The organism is Microbacterium sp. (assembly GCF_035556355.1).
Classification (GTDB): domain Bacteria; phylum Actinomycetota; class Actinomycetes; order Actinomycetales; family Microbacteriaceae; genus Microbacterium.
Genome location: NZ_DATMFG010000005.1, coordinates 1 through 18,443 on the forward strand (window position 1 = coordinate 1; position 18,443 = coordinate 18,443).

An 18,443-nucleotide genomic window follows, 5' to 3' on the forward strand; every position below is an offset into this window, starting at 1 on the left:
CTACTTCTCCGACATCTCCATGCGCAAGCTCGTCCACACCCTCCACGACCACACCGAGCAGCCCCGCCCCGAGCTCCTGCTCACCGCCTGACCCACCCATCAGGAACAACCGCAGTTACACCACCAGACGAGACTTGACCGGGCAGGCGCGGCCGCCCGCCGAGATTGCGCGAATCACCGCCGGATGCGGCGTACGCGCGCAGTTCGCGCGACCCGGCGACCGAGCGCGACCCGGCGACCGAGCGCGACCCGGCGCGACCCGGCGACCCGGCGCGACCGCGGCGCCCCGACCGCGACCGGGCCCCGGGCGCGCAAGCGCGACGCCGGGTCAGCCGCCCGCGGCGGGGGGTGTCTGCCGGGACTCGGCGAGCTCGTCGACGAGGAGCGAGCGCTCGTCGAGCGAGCGGTTGCGGTACGCCTGACGGCCGACCATGTGCGCCGACAGCGGCGCGGTCGCGAGCTGCATGAGGACGACCGGCACGAGGAAGGCGACCGTCTCCCACGAGCGCAGCGACAGCGCGATCGCGAGGCAGATGAGGATGAGCCCGAGCACCTGGGGCTTCGTCGCGGCGTGCAGGCGCGTCGCGACATCTCGGAACCGGAGGACGCCGATGGCGGCCGTGAGGCACAGGAGCGCGCCGCCGAGGATCAGGACGATCGCGACGAGGTCGATCCAGGCATCCGGTGCCATCGTCGCGTCGACGGATGCGGAGGTGAGCACGGCGTTCATTGTTCGGTCGTGTCCCTTCTCGCGACGAACCGCGCGATCGAGATCGACCCGAACACGCCCACCGCCGCGATCATGAGCAGCACCGGCAGAGTGCGCGTGTGGTGGTTGATGGCCATCTCGGCGCCGAGCACGCACATCAACTCAGTGAGAAGGACGTCGGATGCGACGGCCCGGTCGAGGATCGACGGGCCGACGACGATGCGCCACAGTGTGAGGAGCGCCGCGACGGCGAACACGACGTAGATGACGATCAGGAGAACGCTCATGCGGGTTTCGCCTCCGTCGGGTTGGCGCGCAGCTTCTCGAACTGCGCCCGGGAGCCGACTGCGCGCACGATCCGCTCCTCCCAGCGCTGAACACCGGCGCGCTGAGCGTCGACGTCGGCCTTCGTCCGGACACCGATCACGTGCAAGTACAGGATCCGCCGATCGCGGTCGGCCTCCACGACGAGCGATCCGGGGATGAGCGACGCGGTGACGCCCGTGTGGGTCATGATCAGGTCGTCGTCGGTGCGCATCGGAACCGCGATGATCGCCGTTCCGGGCTGGCGCCTCGGGTCGATCACGAGCCACGAGACCGACAGGGCGCCGCGCACGACCGCCGCGAGGAAGGTGGCGACGAACACGAGGCCGTACCAGAGGTTCACGCGTCCGGACAGCTCGACGGGCGGCAGTCGGAACACGCGCGTGACGAAGAGCGCCGCGATGAGCCCGGTCGTGAACGAGACGACCGTGATCTGACCCCACAGCAGCATCCACAGCGCGATGAGCCACAGGAAGAACGGCAGCTGCCGCCACACCTGAAGCAGCAGCGCCTTCCCGCGGGCGGGAGTCGCGGCATCCGGCATCGTCGTCATGGCTGCGCCTCCTCCTCCACTTGAACGAGCGAGATGGGTTCGAGCAGAGCCGCGCCGATGCGCGCGCACACGTCGTACAGGGGACCGGCGAACACCGTGAGAGCGACCGTCGCGGCGACCATGCCCGCGGTCGCCGCGGTCATGATGCGGGGGATCACGCGGCGCTCGGTCTGGATGCCGGCGGCCGGTGCCGAGCCGAGGTACTCGATGCGGGCTTCGGTCTCGGCCGAGTCGTCCTCTTCGCGCCAGAACGAGAGGTTCCACGCGCGCATGAGCGCGTACAGCGTGAGCAGGCTCGTGACGATGCCCGCGACGATGAGCACCATCATGAGCGGCGTCCCCACCTCGACAGCGGCGTCGAACAGGGCGAACTTGCCGATGAATCCCGAGAATGGAGGGAGGCCGCCGAGGTTGATCGCCGGGATGAAGTAGAGCACCGCGATCACGGGCGCCGCGCGCATGAGGCCCTTCACGCGCAGGATCGACGTGCTGCCCGCACGGCGCTCGATGAGTCCGACCGCGAGGAACAGCGTCGTCTGCACCACGATGTGGTGGACCATGTAATAGATCGTCGCGCCGATCGCATCCGGTGTCGCTATCGCGAGCCCGAAGATCATGTAGCCGATATGGCTCACGAGCGTGAACGACAGGATCCGTTTCAACTCCGCCTGCGCGACGGCGCCGAGCACGCCGACGATCATCGTGAGAAGCGCGGCGATCAGCAGCACGGTGTTGACGTCGTTGTAGAGGAAGAGCTGCGTCTCGGTGCGGATGATCGCGTAGACGCCGACCTTCGTCAGCAAGCCCGCGAACACCGCGGTCACCGGCGCGGGCGCGGTCGGGTACGAGTCGGGCAACCAGAACGACAGCGGGAACACCGCCGCTTTGATGCTGAACGCCAGCAGCAGCATGAGGTGCAACACGAGCTGCGTCTCTTGTGGAAGCTCGCCGATCCGCTGCGAGAGCTGCACCATGTTCACCGTGCCGAGCGCGCCGTAGATCATCGCGATGGCCGCGAGGAACAGCACCGACGAGACGAGCGAGACGACGATGTAGACGACGCCGGTGCGGATGCGGGACTCGGTGCCCCCGAGCGTGATGAGCACGTATGACGCGACCAGCAGGATCTCGAACCCGACGTAGAGGTTGAAGAGGTCACCCGCGATGAACGCGTTGAAGATGCCCGCCGAAAGGATCAGGTAGGACGGGTGGAAGATCGAGACCGGAGTCTCGTCGTCGCCGTCGGCGGCGCCCTGGCCGACCGAGAAGAGGAGGACCGCGAGCAGCACGATGCTCGACACGACGACCAGCAGCGCGGCGAGCCGGTCGACGTAGAGCACGATGCCGAACGGGATCGGCCAGCCGCCCACCGACACGGCGATCGGCTGGTTGCCCGCGTCGACCGCGTACAGCAGCACGGCGGCGATCGCGCATACGAAGGTGAGCGTCACGATCGAGACGACGACCTGCGTGCGGCGGTGACGGCCGGCGATGAGCGTCGTCGCCGCGCCCAGAAGCGGAAGCGTGACGAGCAGGGGAACGAGGCCGCTCACTCGTCATCACCTTCCTTCGGCGAATTCGGCTTGGCGGGCTTGTCGACGGGCGCGTCGTCGCGGATGCCGGACACGTCGCGGCTCTGCAGCACGACGATCGGCGAGGTCTCGACCCCGACGAAGTCGGTCGTCGCGTCGTCGTCGGTGTCTTCGATCTCGGTCTCCTCGTCCATCGCCTCTTCGGCACCGCGTCCGCGCACGGCGACGTCTTCGGCATCGTCCTCGACGGTGTCGGCCTGGCCGAGCTGCCACGAGCGGTAGATCAGCGCGAGGAGGAACGCCGAGACCGCGAAGGTGATGACGATGGCCGTCAGGGTGAGCGCCTGCGGAAGCGGGTCGGTCATCTCATCGGTGGAGCCCGACCCGAAGAACGGGGCGATCCCCGGCTGACCGGCGACGATGAGCAGCAGCAGGTTGGTCGCGTTGCCGAGCAGGAGGAAGCCGATCAGGACTCGCGTGAGGCTCCGCTCGAGCATCGCGTAGACGCCGCACGCGAACAGCACCGCCATGATGATGATCAGGACGAACGAGACGCTCATGCGGCGACCTCCGTCGAGCGGGTCTCGGCGGCCTGCCGGTCGACTTCCGCGCCGAGGCTGCGCAGCACGTCGAGCACGAGCCCGATGACCACGAGGTAGACGCCGATGTCGAAGATCGTCGACGTGACGAACTCGAGGTGCCCGAGCACGGGCAGCTCGATCTCGAAGAACGCGCTCGTGAGCGGCGCCGCGCCGAAGAAGACCGGCACGATCGCGCACGCGACCGCGATCGTCATTCCCGCGCCGAGGAGCCGGCCGGCGTCGGTGGGTGCCGCGGCACCCAGCTCGTAGCGTCCGCCCGCGACGTACCTCATGACGAGGGCCATGCCCGCGACGAGCCCGCCTGCGAACCCGCCACCGGGGAGATTGTGCCCCGCGAACAGCACGTACAGCGACACGACGATGATCGTGTGGAAGAGGATCCGCACGATGACCTCGAGCATGAGAGAGCGATTCTCGGGTCTCACGCGCTGCCCGCCGACGAGCCACGCCATGCGGCCGCTGCCGCGCACGTCGCCGCGCTGCCGGAGGCCGTCGGAGGTCTCGACGAGCGGACGGAACGAGCGCGCCGCCACCTTCGGCAGGGGTGCGGTGAACGAGAGGGTGTCGGCGCGATGCGTGACGAACACGAGCGAGGCGACGCCCGTCGCCGCGAGGATCAGCACCGACAGCTCGCCCATGGTGTCCCAGCCGCGCAGGTCCACGAGTGCGACGTTGACGACGTTGCGCCCGTGACCCAGCTCGTACGCGAGCTCGGGGAACGCCTCGGAGATCGGCTCCGCCACCCGTGACGCGGTCGCCATGACGGCGACGACCGCCATCATGGCGCCGACCATCGCTCCGAGCACCGCGCGCGCGATCGGCGCGACCGAGGCGTTGTGCTCGCCGAGCCGCGAGGGAAGTCGCCGCAGCACGAGCGCGAAGGCGACGAGCGTCACCGTCTCGACGAGGATCTGCGTGAGCGCGAGGTCGGGTGCACCGCTCGTCGCGAACAGCACGACCATGCCCATGCCCGTCACGGAGACGAGCACGACTCCCGTGTAGCGCTTGCGCGCGCGCACCGCGATGAGCCCCGCCGTGATCATGACCGGCGCGACCGCGAGCTGAACCGGCGTCTGGTACGCGTCGAGCGCCGCCCGCCACTCCTGCCCGGCGAAGAGCGCGGTGCCTTCGGCCGCGATGAACACGACGAAGATGGTGCCGACGTAGACAGGCAGCGAACCGCGTTGCGTGAGGCTCGTCGTGACCACCGACGCGCGCGCGATCGCCCGCAGGACGATGTTGTACACGTCGGGGGCGGTGAACGGCAGCATCCGCTTCGTCCATCCGGTCGCGACCGTGAGCCAGAAGATCCCCGCGCCGACGACGAGAGTCGCGATCGAGATCCAGAGCGCGGGCTCGAGTCCGTGCCACAGCGCGAGGTGGGCCGGATGCTCCGGCACCGCGATCCCCGTCGACGACTCGGGGGCCGTGTCGGCGTACGGCGCGAGCACTTCGTCGACGAACGTGACGGCGAGTCCGGCGATGACCCCGAGCGACGACAGCACGACCGGCGCGGCGAGGAACCCGATCGGCGGGTCGGGCCACTCGGTCTTGGGGAGAGGCGTGCCCGCGGCGTCTTTCTTGGTCCAGAACGCGCCCCACAGGAAGCGGATGCCGTAGGCGGCGGTCAGGGCGGAGCCGAGGGCGATGCCGGTGACCGCGACGAGACCCCACACTGCGCCGTTCTCGGCCTCGTAGAGCAGCGACGCGAGTGCGCCTTCTTTCGCGACGAAGCCGATCGTCGGGATGATGCCCGCCATCGACGCGATCGCCAGGAACGAGAAGGTCGCCATGACGGGCGCCTGGCGCCCGACGCCGCTGAGCTCGCCGATGTCACGGGTCGACAGCTGGCGGTCGATCACACCGACGACGAGGAACAGCGCCGATTTGAACAGCGCGTGTGCGATGAGGAGAGCGAGACCGGCGAGCGCGACATCACGGATGCCGTAGCCGAGCACCACCGTGAGCAGACCGAGCTGGCTCACGGTGCCGAATGCCAGGATGCGCTTGAGGTCGGCTTCGCGAAGGGCCTGGATGCCGCCGAGCAGCATCGTGAAGATGCCGAGCGAGATGACGACCGGACGCCACACCGGGGAGATCGCGAACACCGGGGCGAAGCGCGCGATGAGGTAGATGCCCGCCTTCACCATGGCGGCGGCGTGCAGGTAGGCGCTCACCGGGGTGGGCGCAGCCATGGCGCCGGGCAGCCAGAAGTGGAACGGGAAGATCGCGGACTTGCTCAGCGCGCCGACGAGGATGAGCACGAGCGCCGCATCGACCACGGGACCGGTCGGCGCTTCGGCGAGGATCGTCGAGAGGCTCGACGTGCCGGAGTCGACGACGAGGAGGACGACGCCGATCAGCATGACCAGACCGCCGAGCGTCGTCACGAGGAGCGCCTGCAGGGCCGCGCGTCGGCTCGCGGCGCGTCGGTGGTAGTAGCCGATGAGCAGGTAGGACAGGACGCTCGTGACCTCCCAGAACATCACGAGCACGACGAGGTCGTCGGTGAGCACGAGCCCGTACATCGCGCCGGCGAACGCGAGGAGCACGGCGGAGAACTGCCCGAGGTTCTCGGTCTTGTCGCGGAAGTACCAGCGGCAGTAGAGCATCACGAGCGCGCCGACGCCGGTCACGACGAGCGCCATGACCCAGCCGAGCGTGTCCATCCGCATCGAGAGCTCGATGCCGAGGGGCCGGATCCAGCGATATGCCTCGAACGGAATGTCGCCCGCCATGACCGAAGGCGTCAGGACGACCGCGTGCACGAACGCGGCCGCCGGCACGATCGCCGACACGAAGAACGCCCGGGCGCCGATGCGTGCGACCAGCCACGGCATCGCGAGGGGGAGAAGTGCGAACGCCGCGAGGAAGGCCAGCATCTAGGCCTCCTCGTGAGACAACGCGGCGCGACGGGGAACAGCTGCGCGGGGCGGTCGGGGTGTCTCGAACATTCTACTGGGGCGTCGGAACACCCGATGACTGGGGGAGGAGAGATGGAAGCCGAATTCAGCCGCCCGGCGCCGGCCCCGTGGTGTTGCCCTCGCGGAACTCGCACGTGAACCGGATCGACGCGGCGAGTTCACCACGGATCATGGCGGCGACGGCCGCTCCCGCCGCGCGCCCTTTGTCCGTCGCGGGCTGCACGAGGGTCGTGAGCTCGTACGGAGCGAGCCCGTCGACGACGATCCCGTCGAACCCTGTGACGCTCACGTCCTCCGGAATGCGGAGCCCCGCCTCCTCCGCCGCCCGGATCACGCCCGCGGCGAGCAGGTCGCTCTGCGCGATGACCGCCGTCGGCCGCGCCGACGGATCGGCGAACAGCTCGCGGCCCGCGGCCAGGCCCTCATCGATGAAGCTGCCCGCGGCGGCGAAGGCCGGGGCATCCGGATACACGTCCCGCACCCCCGCCAGCCGGTCGCGCGTGACCTCGATCGTGATGTCGTTCTCGTCGTCGGGCGTGAGCCATCCGCGCGCCGCGCCCGCCCGGGGCGAGAGAGTCACGGTCGCGACGCGCGTGTGGCCGAGCATCCGCAGATGGCTCGCCGCCTGGCGCTGGGCCTCCCGGTTGTCGAGCTCGATGCGGGGGATGCCCTCACCGGCGTCGCCCTCGACGACGACCACCGGGATGCCGCGCGCGCGCACGACGTCGAGCGACTCGCGCAGCAGCCCGCTGCATCCGATGAGCACCGCGGCGTCGAGGGGTGCCGTTGTGAGCGACGGCGCCGCGCCGTCCTTGCTCCACGAATCGCGATCGCGCAGCAGGAGGAGCCCCGCGCCGATCGGCGCGACCGCGTCGGCGAGGCCGTCCATCATGAGGGTCTTGACGGGGTCGAGGAAGGCGGTGCCGAGGTGCTCCTCGAAAACCACGCCGACGATGCCGGAGCGTCCGAGGCGCAGGGACGCGGCCCGCGGGTCGGGTCCGGTGTAGCCGAGGGCGGATGCGGCGGCCAGCACCCGCTTGCGCGTCGCATCCGACACGGGGGTTTTGCCGCTGAACACGACCGAGGCCGTCGACGGCGAGACACCTGCCTCGCGCGCGACGTCGGCGATCGTTGCCCGGCGCGTACTCATCTTCCGTCGATCGTACTCCGCCCGGTGCATCCGGATCGAATCGATTCGGTAGACTCCACGCATGGAGTCGACGCTCACCCGATCGCAGCTCGTCCGCTGGCGCACCGCGATCTTCGCGATCTTCCTCGCGAGCGGTCTGAGCATCGCCACCTGGGCGGCGCGTGTGCCGGCGATCAAAGACGCGGTCGGCGTCGACCGCACGCAGCTCGGCCTCATGCTCTTCATCGGCGGCGTCGCGTCGATCGTGGGCCTCTCGGTGAGCTCCGTCGTGCTCGCCCGCTGGGGAGCCCGGCGCGGAATGCTCGTGATGATGATCGTCTTCGCCGTGGGCGTCGCGACCATCGGGGTCGGCTCCGATGCGCTGCACTCCGCGCCGGTGGTGGTGATCGGCCTCGTCCTGTGGGGATTCGGCAACGGATGCCTCGACGTCATGATGAACGTCGAGGGGGCGGCGATCGAGAAGCACGTCGGCAAGACGATCCTGCCGCTGTTCCACGCGTTCTTCAGCTTCGGCACCGTGATCGGCGCGGGCCTCGGCGTGCTCGCGATCGCGTGGGGTGCCAACGTGCTCGCACACCTCGCGATCGTCGCGGCGCTCATCGTCGTCGTCGCGATCGTGAGCATCGCGAACGTCCCGTCGCGCGAAGCCACGATGGACCCCGAGACCCGCGCCGAGAAGGCCGGGTGGCGCGAGCGGCTGCGCCTCGCGCTGTCGGCGTGGAAGGAGCCGCGCACCTACGCGCTCGGAGTGGTCATGCTGGGCATGGCGTTCGCCGAAGGCGGGGCGAACGACTGGCTCGCGCTCGGAGTCGTCGAGGGCCACGGCGCCGACGAGGCGCTGGGGGCGGCCGCTCTCGCGGTGTTCTCGGTGTGCATGACCGTGGTCCGCGTGTTCGGCGGACCGCTCGTCGACCGATTCGGCCGCGTCGCGACGCTGCGTGTGCTCGCCGTCACCGCCACGGTCGGACTGCTGCTGTTCATCCTCGCGCCGTCGATCCCGCTCATGTTCGCGGGGGCGGCGCTGTGGGGTGCGGGGGTGTCGCTGGGCTTCCCGCTCGGCATGTCCGCCGCGGCGGACGACCCTGCGAAGGCAGCCGCGCGCGTGAGCGCCGCGGCCACGATCGGCTACGTCGCGTTCCTCGCGGGTCCTCCCGCGCTGGGCTTCATCAGCGAGCAGATCGGGCTGCTGAACACGCTCTACATCATCGTGGCGCTCATCGTGGCATCCGGTCTCGCGTCTCCCGCGGCGAAGCCGCTGCCCGGTTCGAAGGTCGGTGCGGGGCACCACTGAACCTGCTTCTGCTACCGTTCTCTGAGCCGTGCAGCAGCGTGAGGAGGTGGTACCCGTGAACGAATCGACGTGGGTGCTCCTCGCAGGAGCCACGGTCGGGCGATAGGTCGTCCGGGAGCGCCGCCTCTTGAGCACTCCCGAAAGGCACGACCGTGCACTTCACCTCTGATCGCCGCAACGGCGACCTCATCGAACGCGAGTTCGTCCTGGGCGAGATCCCGGGCGTCCTGTGGGCTCCCGCCCGCGCGTCCTCACCTGTTCCCCTCATCCTCCTCGGTCATCCCGGCGGACTGAACCGGATGCTGCCGCGGCTCGCCGCGCGCGCCGAAGCCGCCGCAGCACAGGGCTTCGCCTCGGTCGCCATCGAGCTCCCCGGCGCCGGCGATCGCCCCGCGTCGGCCTCGGCCACGCGAGCTCGCGCCGACCTGCAACGGGCGATCGCGGCCGGCGGGCGACCGAGCGAGGAGGTCATCGACCGCCTCGTCCTCCCGCTCGTCGAGCAGGCGGTTCCGGAGTGGCAGGCCACGCTCGACGCGCTCCTCGAGCTGCCCGGATTCGGCGGCCCCGTCGGGTTGTCGGGCGGGGTCGTCGCGATGGGCGTGCGGCTGGCGCTCGTCGACCCGCGCATCGCCGCTGCCGTGCTCTTCGCGGGCAGCTATGTGCCGCGCTCGATCATCGAGGAGGCGCGGCGGGTCACGATCCCGCTGCACGTCCTGCTGCAGTGGGACGACGAAGGCAACGACCGGCAGCTCGCGCTGGACCTGTTCGACGCTTTCGGGTCGACGGAGAAGCAGCTCATCGCCAACATGGGGGGCCACACCGGAGTCCCACGCCACGCGGGGGAAGACGCGAGCGGCTTCTTCGCGCGGCACCTCGTCAGGGCCTGCTGACTCGGGCGGGACGGATCCGACGTCGCCGGACGCGGGTAGGCTCGTCGCGTGCGTCTCGTCATCGCCCGCTGCTCGGTCGACTACACCGGACGCCTCACGGCACACCTCCCGCTCGCGACGCGCCTGCTCGTGCACAAGGGCGACGGAAGCCTGCTCGTCCACTCCGACGGCGGCTCGTACAAGCCCCTGAACTGGATGTCTCCGCCCTGCACACTGACGGTCGAAGAGCCGGATGCGGCATCCGCCGCCGAAGGCGTCATCGAGCAGTGGCGCGTGACCCACGCGAAGACGGGCGACGCACTGCTCGTGCGCATCCACGAGCTCGTGCACGACTCGTCGCACGACCTCGGAGTCGACCCGGGTCTGGTCAAGGACGGCGTCGAAGCCGATCTGCAGCGGCTGCTCGCCGAGCAGGTCGATGTGATCGGCGAGGGGCTCACGCTCGTGCGGCGAGAGTTCCCGACCGCGATCGGCCCGGTCGACCTGCTGTTGCGCGATCCCGCCGGCGGCACGATCGCCGTCGAGGTGAAGCGCCGCGGAGACATCGACGGCGTCGAGCAGCTCACGCGCTATCTCGAACTGCTCGGACGCGATCCGCATCTCGCTCCCGTGAAGGGCGTGTTCGCAGCGCAGGAGATCAAGCCGCAGGCGAAGGTGCTCGCGACCGACCGCGGCATCCGGTGCGTGACCCTCGACTACGAGGGCATGAAGGGGATCGAGTCGGGGGCGCCGCGGCTCTTCTGAGTCTCGCATCTCGCACCCCGGGGGCCGAGTGCACGACTTCGCGTCGAGTGCACGACGTGCCGACGCACGCGACCCGTGCTGTAGACGGGAAGCCGTGCATCCGCCGCTGACGCCTAGGCTGGGGGCATGCCGACCCGACCTCGCTGGACCTGTGTGCTGTGGGATGTCGACGGCACGATCGTCGACGCATCCGAGGGCATTCTGCGCCGGCTCACGGTCACGCTCACGCACTTCGGCAAGCCGACCCCGACCCGCGCGGAGCTCGTGCACTGGATCGGCCCGCCCATGTACGACTCGTTCCAGGTGAACGTCGGGATGACGCCGGCTGAGGCATCCGAAGCCGTCACGTTCTACCGCACACTCGGCGCGTCCGAGGGGTACACCGCCGGCGCTCGGCTCATCGACGGCATCGGAGAGCTCATCGGCGAGCTGGCGGCGAACGGTGTGACGCAGGCGACCGCGAGCTCCAAGCCCGAGCGGCAGGTCGTGGCGCTCATGGAGCACTTCGGTCTCGCGCCGCACTTCGCGACGATCGTGGGTGCGAGCGATGACGAGCGCACCCTGAGCTCGAAGTCCGACGTCATCGGCGAAGCGCTGCGGCGGCTCGAGAAGCTCGGCGTCGACACGAGCCGCGCGGTGCTCGTCGGCGACCGGCACCACGACATCGACGGTGCGGCCGAGCACGACATCCCCGTCGTGTTCGTGCGCTGGGGATTCAGCTGGCCGCACGAGTCCGAGGGCGCGCAGGCCACGGTCGACACGGTCGCCGAGTTGCGCGACCTCCTGCTGGTGGCTGATGCCGATGGGTGAGATCGTCGCGGCTCTGCTGGGGTGGCTCGTCCCGGCACTCGTCGTGTTCGGAGTCACGGCGATCGGCGTCGCGGCGCTGGTGTGGGGCATCCGTCGTGCCCGCCGTTCGCCGCAGGCTCGAGCCGCGGCCGAAGAGGTGCGCGCCCGCGCGGGTGCGGCATTGGTCCGGCTCGACGACGCGGTGAGCGAGCTCGACGTCGAAGTGGGCCTTTCGGGCGCCCTGTACGGGGGCGACGCCCCGACGTCGCTGCGGCGAGCGCGTCTGACCGCCCAGCACGTGCGCGACGAGTCGTTCGAGGAGTTCCAGGAGATCTCGAAGCCGGATGCCTCGCCCGTCGACATCCGTCGTGTGTCGTCGCGCATCGAGCGCCGGGCAGACGAGGCGATGGCGGGCATCGAGCGCGCCCGCACCGACCACCGCGCGTGGATGGCCGCGAATGTGACCGCGGCGTCGCAGGTCGCGAGCGCACAGTCCCGCCTCGAGGCGCTGCGCGCGTCGATGGGCGACCCCGCCGCGCTCGTCGCGGAGCTGTCCGACCGCTTCGCCCAAGACGAGTGGCGCGAGGCGGCGCGAGCCGCGCGCGCGGCGATCGCAGCGGTCGAACAGGCCGAGGGGCTGCTCGCGGAGGCATCCGAGCACGCCGCAGACCCGACCCGTTCGGCGCTTCCCGATCTCGCTCGGGCCGAGCGTGCGCTGCGCACTGCCGAGACCGAGTCGCGAATCCTCGAGGAGAACCACCGTCTCGTGACGCAGGCCGCGCAGGCCCTCGCCGGCGAGTTCGCGTCGGCGCGGTCCGCGCTGCGGCTCGCCTTCGTCACGCGCGACAACCTCGAGCCGCCCGACGCCGAACGACTCGGTCGGGAGTTGAGGGCGATCGAGGAGGAGCTGACGAAGCTCGAACCGGATGCCGCACGCCGCCCCACCCGCACGATCGACGCGATCGCGCGGCTGCGCGACCGGCTCGACCTCGCGCTCGGCGACGCCCGCACCGCCCAACAGCGCCTGCGCGGCGCGCGCACCGCGCTCCCCGGCACGCTCGCCGCCGCACGCGGAGCGATCGCCCAGGCCGAGGCCGCGATCGCACACGCCCACGCCGGAGCCGACGCTCGATCGCGACTTCTGTCGGCGCAGCGGGAGCTCGCCGCGGCGCGTCAGTCGCACGATCCGGTCGAGGCTCTCGACGCCGCGCGCCGCGCGATGCGCGACGCCGAAGACGCCAAGGCGCTCGCCGATTACGCACGTCTGAGTCGCTCGTAAGACACTCCGACGCGAGCGGGGTCTCCCGAGCACGCGACGGGTCTCACCATAATGAGGGGCATGACGGATGCCTCGCCCCGTCCGAGTCGCCTGGTCACGGTGCTTTCCCGACTGCCGGCGACGCTGTCGCTCGTCGCAGCGATCATCGTCGTCGGGATCGTGAGCGCGGGACTCTGGTCGCCGTTCGAAGACAGCCCGGCATGGGAGGTCGTCGCATACGGACTGCCCGCGCTCGACGCCGGACGATGGTGGACGCCGATCACGGGCACCTTCTTCGTCAACCAGCCATGGGTCTACGTGTTCACGATCTCGAGCTTCGCCGGCATGGCGTATCTCGAGTGGCGGCGCGGATGGCGCTCGGCGCTCGGCTACTTCTGGATCGGTCAGCTCTTCGCGGTGTTCGCCAGTGCGCTCGTGCTCTGGCTGCTCGCGTTCCTGCCGTGGGAGTGGGCGCAGACCGAGGCGGCGTCGCTCGACGTCGGGCCCTCCGGCGGGACGATGGCGTGCATCGCGGCGGCCGTCGGCCTCTTCGTTCAGCCGTGGCGTGTGCGGGCGTGGCTGGTGCTCCTCGCGTTCGTGTTCATCGCGATGCTCTTCTGGGGCGAGCTCGCCGACGTCGAGCACCTGCTCGCCGTGCTCCTCGTCCTTGCGGTCGACCGCTCGCTGCGGGTGCGGCGCACGACGATGCGCGAACAGCGGCTCATAGCGTTCGTCTCGATGCTCGTGCTCGGGGCGATCCAGGTCATCGTCGTCCTGGTTCCCACCAACGGACCGTTCGGTCCGACCGCTCCGGTGAGCGGCGGCTTCCTCGACGCCGCGTTCGACGGCCTCGTGATCCTGATCGTCGCGAACGGCCTCCGGCGCGGACGACGCTGGGCGTGGGTCCTGTCGATCATCCTCGCGGGCATCAACATCGCGATCGCGGCGCTCGTCGCGGTGGCGATCGTGCTGTCGAGCGAGGCGCAGGTCGAGGTCGTGATCGACGGCGAGACCGAGCTGGCCCTCGCCGCCGGCATCATGTGGCTGCTCCTGCTCGCCTATCTCATCGCCGTCCGACACGCCTTCCGCGCCCGGCGCCGCTCCGAGCTGGGGCATCAGCCGGCCCCCGACGTCGAAGACGTCAAGGAACTGCTTCGCGCGCACGGCGGCGGAACCCTCTCGTGGATGACGACGTGGGAGGGCAACTCCTATGCCCGCACGACCCACGGCATCGTCGCGTACCAGCGCCGCGCGGGTGTCGCCCTCGCGCTGGCCGATCCGCTCGGACCCGCCGACACCCGGGCGGAGTCCGTGCAGGAGTTCATCCGCATGGCGGAGTCGGCGGGTCTCGTGCCCTGCTTCTTCAGCGCCGACGCGGCGACGCGCGATGCGGTGCCCCCGACGTGGCGCAGCCTCGTCGTCGCGGACGACACGATCGTCGACCTGCCGGGACTCGAGTTCACGGGCAAACGGTGGAACTCCGTGCGATCGTCGCTCAACCGCGCGGGACGCGAGGAGATGACGTTCCGGATGACGCGGCTCGCCGACGAGCCATGGGGCATCCAGGCGCAGCTGCGTGCGATCTCGGAGATGTGGGTGGGCGACAAGGGGCTGCCCGAGATGGGGTTCACACTCGGGACGCTCGTCGAGGCCGAGGACCCCGAGGTGCGACTCGCGCTGGCGATCTCGCCGCACGGCGACGTCGATGGATTCCTGTCGTGGTTGCCGGTCTACGGCGAGGGCGGGGTCGTGCGCGGGTGGACGCTCGACCTCATGCGCCGCCGCGAGGGCGGCTTCGGCCCCGTGATGGAGTTCCTGATCGGGTCATCGGCCCGCGTCTTCTCAGACGAGGGCGCCGAGATCATGTCGCTGTCGGGCGCGCCGCTCGCCCATGACTATCCGCCCGACGCGGGGATGCTGGCGACACTGAGCGACAAGCTCGCCGAAATGCTGGAGCCGGTCTACGGCTTCCGGTCGCTCCACCGCTTCAAGCAGAAGTTCCACCCGCGGTACGAGACGATGTATCTGCTGTTCCGCGACGAGAGCGACCTCACCCGCATCGGCGCGGGTCTCACTCGGGCCTTCCTGCCCGACGCGACGCTGCGTCAGTTCGCCGGCGCGGGCATGGAGCTCGTCCGCGGCGGACGCGACTGAGCCGCGACCCCTGCCGCCGGATGCCGCGCGATGCGCACGGCGAAGGCGGCGGCATCCGCTCACAAGGAATCGGATGCCGCACGCCGGCCCGTCACTCAGATCGGACGGATGTTCTCTGCCTGGAGACCCTTGGGCCCCTGTGCGATCTCGAACTCGACGCGCTGGTTCTCTTCGAGAGAGCGGTAGCCGCTCGCCTGGATCGCGCTGTAGTGCGCGAAGACGTCGGCTCCTCCTTCGTCGGGCGCGATGAAGCCGAATCCCTTCTCGGAGTTGAACCACTTGACGGTGCCCTGCGTGCTCATGAAATGCCGTTCTTTGCTTGCCCGCGCCTCCTGCACGGGTCCGATGCCCACGCTATCGATCGGCAGGGGTGCGTGGGAGGTGCGTGACGGATGGTGACACAAACGTTGCAAGAGCGGGCGAGCGGGGGAGGAACGGATGCCCCGCCGGCGCAAGCGGGCCCATCGTACGCCCGGGCCGAGCGAACTCAAGGCCCGGGCGTCGACGGATCCCCCCGGATAGGCCACGCCCACGCGTGACAGCGTCACTCTACCGATATATCGGCGTAACTGCGAGTTCGGAATGGGTCTGTGGAAAACTCGACCGCGGGTTATGGCACCCGTCTACACTGGTCGCGGCATGCCCGCGTCCCCCGATCCTCGCCAGAACAGCGGCACCGCCCTCGGAGATGAGGTGTACTCGGTGCTCGGTGAGGCGATCCTCGAAGGCCGCCTCGCTCCCGGTGAGCGGTTGCGCGACCACGAGCTCGCCCAGCGACTCGGCGTGTCGCGAACCCCCGTGCGGGAGGCTCTCCAGCGACTCGAGGTGATCGGGCTCGTCGAGGTCTCACCCAACCGGTACACGCGCGTCTCGACGCCGAGCGCCGCATCGCAGCGGTACACGCAGGAGTTCGTCACGCTCCTGATGGGCAACGCCGCGCTGCTCGCGCTCCCGCGCTGCGACGACGGAACGCTGGAGAGCCTGGTGGCGCAGGCCGACGACCTCGTCGAGGCGTCGCACAGCGGCGACCCCGCGCGCATCCTCGCCGCGAGCGCCCATTTCTTCCCGGCTCTCACGCACGCGACCGGCAACCCCGCCTTCATCCGCGTCCTTCGCGAGGCGGAGTTCGCGCTGCGCCGCAACCTCGTCGGCTGGCGCCCACCCATTGCCGACGAGCCGACACGCACCGCCCTGTACAGGGAATTCCGCGACGCGATCGCGGCGCGTGACGGCGCGGCAGCCGAGCTCGTGCTGCGGCGCCTGCATCTGCTCGCTTAGAGACTCTCGCCCTGGGCGGCCCCTCGCCTATCTTGTAGAGCGTGGGCCATATCGAACTGCGCGAAGTGCGCGACGACGACCTCGATGCGATCTTCGAGATGATGCGCGATCCCGAGGCCGTCGCGTTGGCGGCCTTCACGGCAGCCGACCCCGACGATCGCGATGCGTTCGACTCGTGGATGAACCGGAACATGTCGTCGCCCGACACCTCGGTGTTCGTCATCACCGAGAACAGCGGATTCGCCGGCTCGATCTCCGCGTTCACGATCGAGGGTCAGCGCGAGGTCAGCTTCTGGCTCCCGCGCCTCGCGTGGGGCCGTGGCATCGCGACCGAAGCGCTGCGGCAGCTGATCTCGCGCGAGCCGATCCGCCCGCTCTTCGCGCGCGTCGCCGCCCACAACCACGGCTCGATCGCGGTGCTGCGCAAGGCGGGCTTCGCGGAGGTCTCGCGCAACACCGCGTACGCTCCGGGGCTCGGGCGCGAGACCGAGGAGATCGTGTTCGCGCTGATGCCAGCGGTCGACGGGGTCTGACGGGCATTTCCGGTCGCGGGCGGCCGAGATTGCGCGAATCGCTCTGCATCGGCGCCTTCGGCCGTCGTTCGCGCAATCTCGACGGCACTTCGGGGCGTGAGAACGCTGGGTTTCAGCGGAAAAGGTGAAGGCCCCCGGTTTCGGGGGCCTTCACGTTTGCTGTGCGCGAGGGGGGAGTTGAACCCCCACGCCCTTTCGGGCACTGGCACCTGAAGCCAGCGCGTCTGCCTATTCCGCCACTCGCGCGAGTCGCCGCAACGGATGCCGCGAACTCAACTTCCCGAGGATATCACGCAGTGCCGCGCGGGCCGAATGGGGGCGACTCCTCCCCAGGCGATGTCGTGGGAACGTTCTCCCCATTCCACAGGGCTTCAATGGTCAATTCAGCCGGGGCAACTAGCATGTACCCACCGGTCGCCTGCCTGAGGAGACGTGTGGGACTACTTGACAGCTTCGAGAAGGGTCTCGAGCGCGCCGTGAACAGCGCGTTCGCGAAGACCTTCCGCAGCGGCATCCAACCCGTCGAGATCGCATCCGCGCTGCGGAGCGAGCTCGACAAGAAGGCCGCGGTCGTGAGCCGCGACAGAATCCTCGCCCCGAACTCGTTCACGGTGAGGCTCTCGCCGACCGACGACGACCACATGCGCGGGTTCGGCCCCGCGCTCGAGGAAGAGCTCGACGGGATCGTCCAGAAGCACGCGAAGTCGCAGGGCTACTCCTTCGCCGGTCCCGTGACGATCTCGCTCGTGCGCGACGAAGAGCTCTCGACCGGCACGCTCCGCGTGGACTCGTCGACCGCACAGGGCCGTGTGTCGTGGCGCGGTGTCGTCGAGGTCGAGGGCAAGCGGCATCCGCTCGTCAAGGCCCGCACCGTGATCGGCCGCGGCAGCGACGCCGACATCACGATCTCCGACGCCGGCACGAGCCGCAAGCACGTCGAGATCCTGTGGGACGGCGAGCGTGCGATGGTCCGCGACATGAACTCGACGAACGGCACGCAGCTCAACGGCCGCAAGGTGACCGAGGCCGCGCTGCCGCCCGACTCGACGATCCGCATCGGTCGCACCGACATCGTCTTCCGCGTGATCGCGCAGGCGTCGCCCACGGCGCCTCCGCGTCCGCCGCTGCCCGATGACCGCACGCGCGCCTTCGGACTGCCCGACGGAGGCCCCCAGGTATGAGCGAGCTGACCCTCCTGCTGCTGCGCATCGGGTTCCTGCTGCTGCTGTGGTTCTTCGTGTTCGCGGTCGTGTACTCGCTGCGTGCCGATCTCTTCGGCGTCAAGGTGAGACGGATGCCCGAGCCCGCGCCCGCGGCCGCACCGGCTCCTCGCGCCGATGCGAACTCGACCCGCCCGGCCGCGTCCGCCTCCCCGAAGCCGTCGTCGGGTCCGAAGGTTCCCGCCACCACATCCAACGTGTCGCGCATCGTCATCACGAGCGGCCCGAAGGCGGGGCTCGAGCTTCCGCTCGGCAACGAGCCGCTGACCATCGGCCGATCGAGCGAGTCGGGGCTCGTCATCCGCGACGACTACACCTCGAGCCACCACGCGCGGCTCGTGCTGTGGGGCGACCAGTGGATGATCCAGGACCTCGACTCGACCAACGGCACGTGGCACGACGGAACGCGCGTCGCGACGCCCGTGCCGGTTCTCGTGGGCGCTCCGATCAAGGTCGGAGCGACGACCTTCGAGCTGCGGAAGTAGCGGGGAG

18 protein-coding genes and 1 tRNA gene are annotated in these 18,443 nt (G+C 69.8%); 10 read left to right on the forward strand and 9 right to left on the reverse strand.

The annotated features are described in order from the left end of the window. Positions 1 to 328: 328 nt before the first annotated feature. The 7 genes from mnhG to VNR19_RS00510 form a co-directional block, all read right to left on the reverse strand. Positions 329 to 691 (reverse strand): monovalent cation/H(+) antiporter subunit G, encoded by a 363-nt coding sequence (gene mnhG / locus VNR19_RS00480; RefSeq protein WP_325722907.1) that lies wholly within the window; start codon positions 689 to 691, stop codon positions 329 to 331. Between the two features lie 35 nt (positions 692 to 726). Beyond that, entirely contained in the window at positions 727 to 996 is a 270-nt protein-coding gene (locus VNR19_RS00485) for an MrpF/PhaF family protein (protein ID WP_325722824.1), read from the reverse strand. Continuing rightward, positions 993 to 1,586, reverse strand: coding sequence for a Na+/H+ antiporter subunit E (locus VNR19_RS00490; protein ID WP_414684104.1), 594 nt, complete (start codon positions 1,584 to 1,586; stop codon positions 993 to 995). The genes VNR19_RS00485 and VNR19_RS00490 overlap by 4 nt, the downstream gene beginning before the upstream one ends. Continuing rightward, a complete protein-coding gene (locus VNR19_RS00495) occupies positions 1,583 to 3,139 on the reverse strand; it encodes a Na+/H+ antiporter subunit D (protein WP_325722825.1) in 1,557 nt (518 codons plus the stop codon). Before VNR19_RS00495 ends, VNR19_RS00490 begins: the two co-directional genes overlap by 4 nt. Further along, a complete protein-coding gene (locus VNR19_RS00500; RefSeq protein WP_325722827.1) occupies positions 3,136 to 3,678 on the reverse strand; it encodes a Na(+)/H(+) antiporter subunit C in 543 nt (180 codons plus the stop codon). Before VNR19_RS00500 ends, VNR19_RS00495 begins: the two co-directional genes overlap by 4 nt. Further along, positions 3,675 to 6,602, reverse strand: a complete 2,928-nt coding sequence (locus VNR19_RS00505) for a Na+/H+ antiporter subunit A (protein ID WP_325722829.1) — start codon at positions 6,600 to 6,602, stop codon at positions 3,675 to 3,677. The genes VNR19_RS00500 and VNR19_RS00505 overlap by 4 nt, the downstream gene beginning before the upstream one ends. A 127-nt stretch (positions 6,603 to 6,729) precedes the next feature. Continuing rightward, entirely contained in the window at positions 6,730 to 7,794 is a 1,065-nt protein-coding gene (locus VNR19_RS00510; RefSeq protein ID WP_325722831.1) for a LacI family DNA-binding transcriptional regulator, read from the reverse strand. Positions 7,795 to 7,855: 61 nt separating this feature from the next. Here VNR19_RS00510 and VNR19_RS00515 point away from each other — a divergent pair, with 61 nt between their 5' ends. The 6 genes from VNR19_RS00515 (at position 7,856) to VNR19_RS00540 (ending at position 14,920) form a co-directional block, all read left to right on the forward strand. Next, entirely contained in the window at positions 7,856 to 9,085 is a 1,230-nt protein-coding gene (locus VNR19_RS00515) for an MFS transporter (RefSeq protein ID WP_325722833.1), read from the forward strand. Between the two features lie 152 nt (positions 9,086 to 9,237). Further along, a complete protein-coding gene (locus tag VNR19_RS00520) occupies positions 9,238 to 9,975 on the forward strand; it encodes a dienelactone hydrolase family protein (protein ID WP_325722835.1) in 738 nt (245 codons plus the stop codon). A 48-nt stretch (positions 9,976 to 10,023) separates the two neighbouring features. Then, positions 10,024 to 10,719, forward strand: a complete 696-nt coding sequence (gene nucS, locus VNR19_RS00525; protein ID WP_325722837.1) for an endonuclease NucS — start codon at positions 10,024 to 10,026, stop codon at positions 10,717 to 10,719. Positions 10,720 to 10,845: 126 nt separating this feature from the next. Continuing rightward, positions 10,846 to 11,529: an HAD hydrolase-like protein gene (locus VNR19_RS00530; RefSeq protein WP_325722839.1), complete on the forward strand. Its 684-nt coding sequence runs from the start codon at positions 10,846 to 10,848 to the stop codon at positions 11,527 to 11,529. Then, complete coding sequence (locus tag VNR19_RS00535; RefSeq protein ID WP_325722841.1) at positions 11,522 to 12,787, forward strand: hypothetical protein; 1,266 nt, start codon at positions 11,522 to 11,524, stop codon at positions 12,785 to 12,787. Before VNR19_RS00530 ends, VNR19_RS00535 begins: the two co-directional genes overlap by 8 nt. A 60-nt stretch (positions 12,788 to 12,847) precedes the next feature. Further along, on the forward strand, positions 12,848 to 14,920 hold the full coding sequence (locus VNR19_RS00540) for a bifunctional lysylphosphatidylglycerol flippase/synthetase MprF (protein ID WP_325722843.1): 2,073 nt from the start codon (positions 12,848 to 12,850) through the stop codon (positions 14,918 to 14,920). A 95-nt stretch (positions 14,921 to 15,015) separates the two neighbouring features. Here VNR19_RS00540 and VNR19_RS00545 read toward each other — a convergent pair whose 3' ends face one another. Continuing rightward, positions 15,016 to 15,222 (reverse strand): cold-shock protein, encoded by a 207-nt coding sequence (locus tag VNR19_RS00545; protein ID WP_179487317.1) that lies wholly within the window; start codon positions 15,220 to 15,222, stop codon positions 15,016 to 15,018. 337 nt (positions 15,223 to 15,559) lie between these two features. Here VNR19_RS00545 and VNR19_RS00550 point away from each other — a divergent pair, with 337 nt between their 5' ends. Continuing rightward, complete coding sequence (locus VNR19_RS00550) at positions 15,560 to 16,198, forward strand: GntR family transcriptional regulator (protein WP_325722846.1); 639 nt, start codon at positions 15,560 to 15,562, stop codon at positions 16,196 to 16,198. Positions 16,199 to 16,239: 41 nt separating this feature from the next. Next, complete coding sequence (locus VNR19_RS00555; RefSeq protein ID WP_325722848.1) at positions 16,240 to 16,731, forward strand: GNAT family N-acetyltransferase; 492 nt, start codon at positions 16,240 to 16,242, stop codon at positions 16,729 to 16,731. 162 nt (positions 16,732 to 16,893) lie between these two features. Here VNR19_RS00555 and VNR19_RS00560 read toward each other — a convergent pair. After that, a tRNA-Leu gene (locus tag VNR19_RS00560) sits at positions 16,894 to 16,977 on the reverse strand. Positions 16,978 to 17,165: 188 nt separating this feature from the next. On the opposite strand from VNR19_RS00560, the gene VNR19_RS00565 reads away from it, so the two are divergent. Together VNR19_RS00565 and VNR19_RS00570 are read left to right on the forward strand one after the other, a co-directional pair. Next, entirely contained in the window at positions 17,166 to 17,912 is a 747-nt protein-coding gene (locus VNR19_RS00565; protein WP_325722850.1) for an FHA domain-containing protein, read from the forward strand. Then, positions 17,909 to 18,436, forward strand: a complete 528-nt coding sequence (locus tag VNR19_RS00570; RefSeq protein ID WP_325722852.1) for an FHA domain-containing protein FhaB/FipA — start codon at positions 17,909 to 17,911, stop codon at positions 18,434 to 18,436. Before VNR19_RS00565 ends, VNR19_RS00570 begins: the two co-directional genes overlap by 4 nt. Positions 18,437 to 18,443 lie beyond the last annotated feature (7 nt).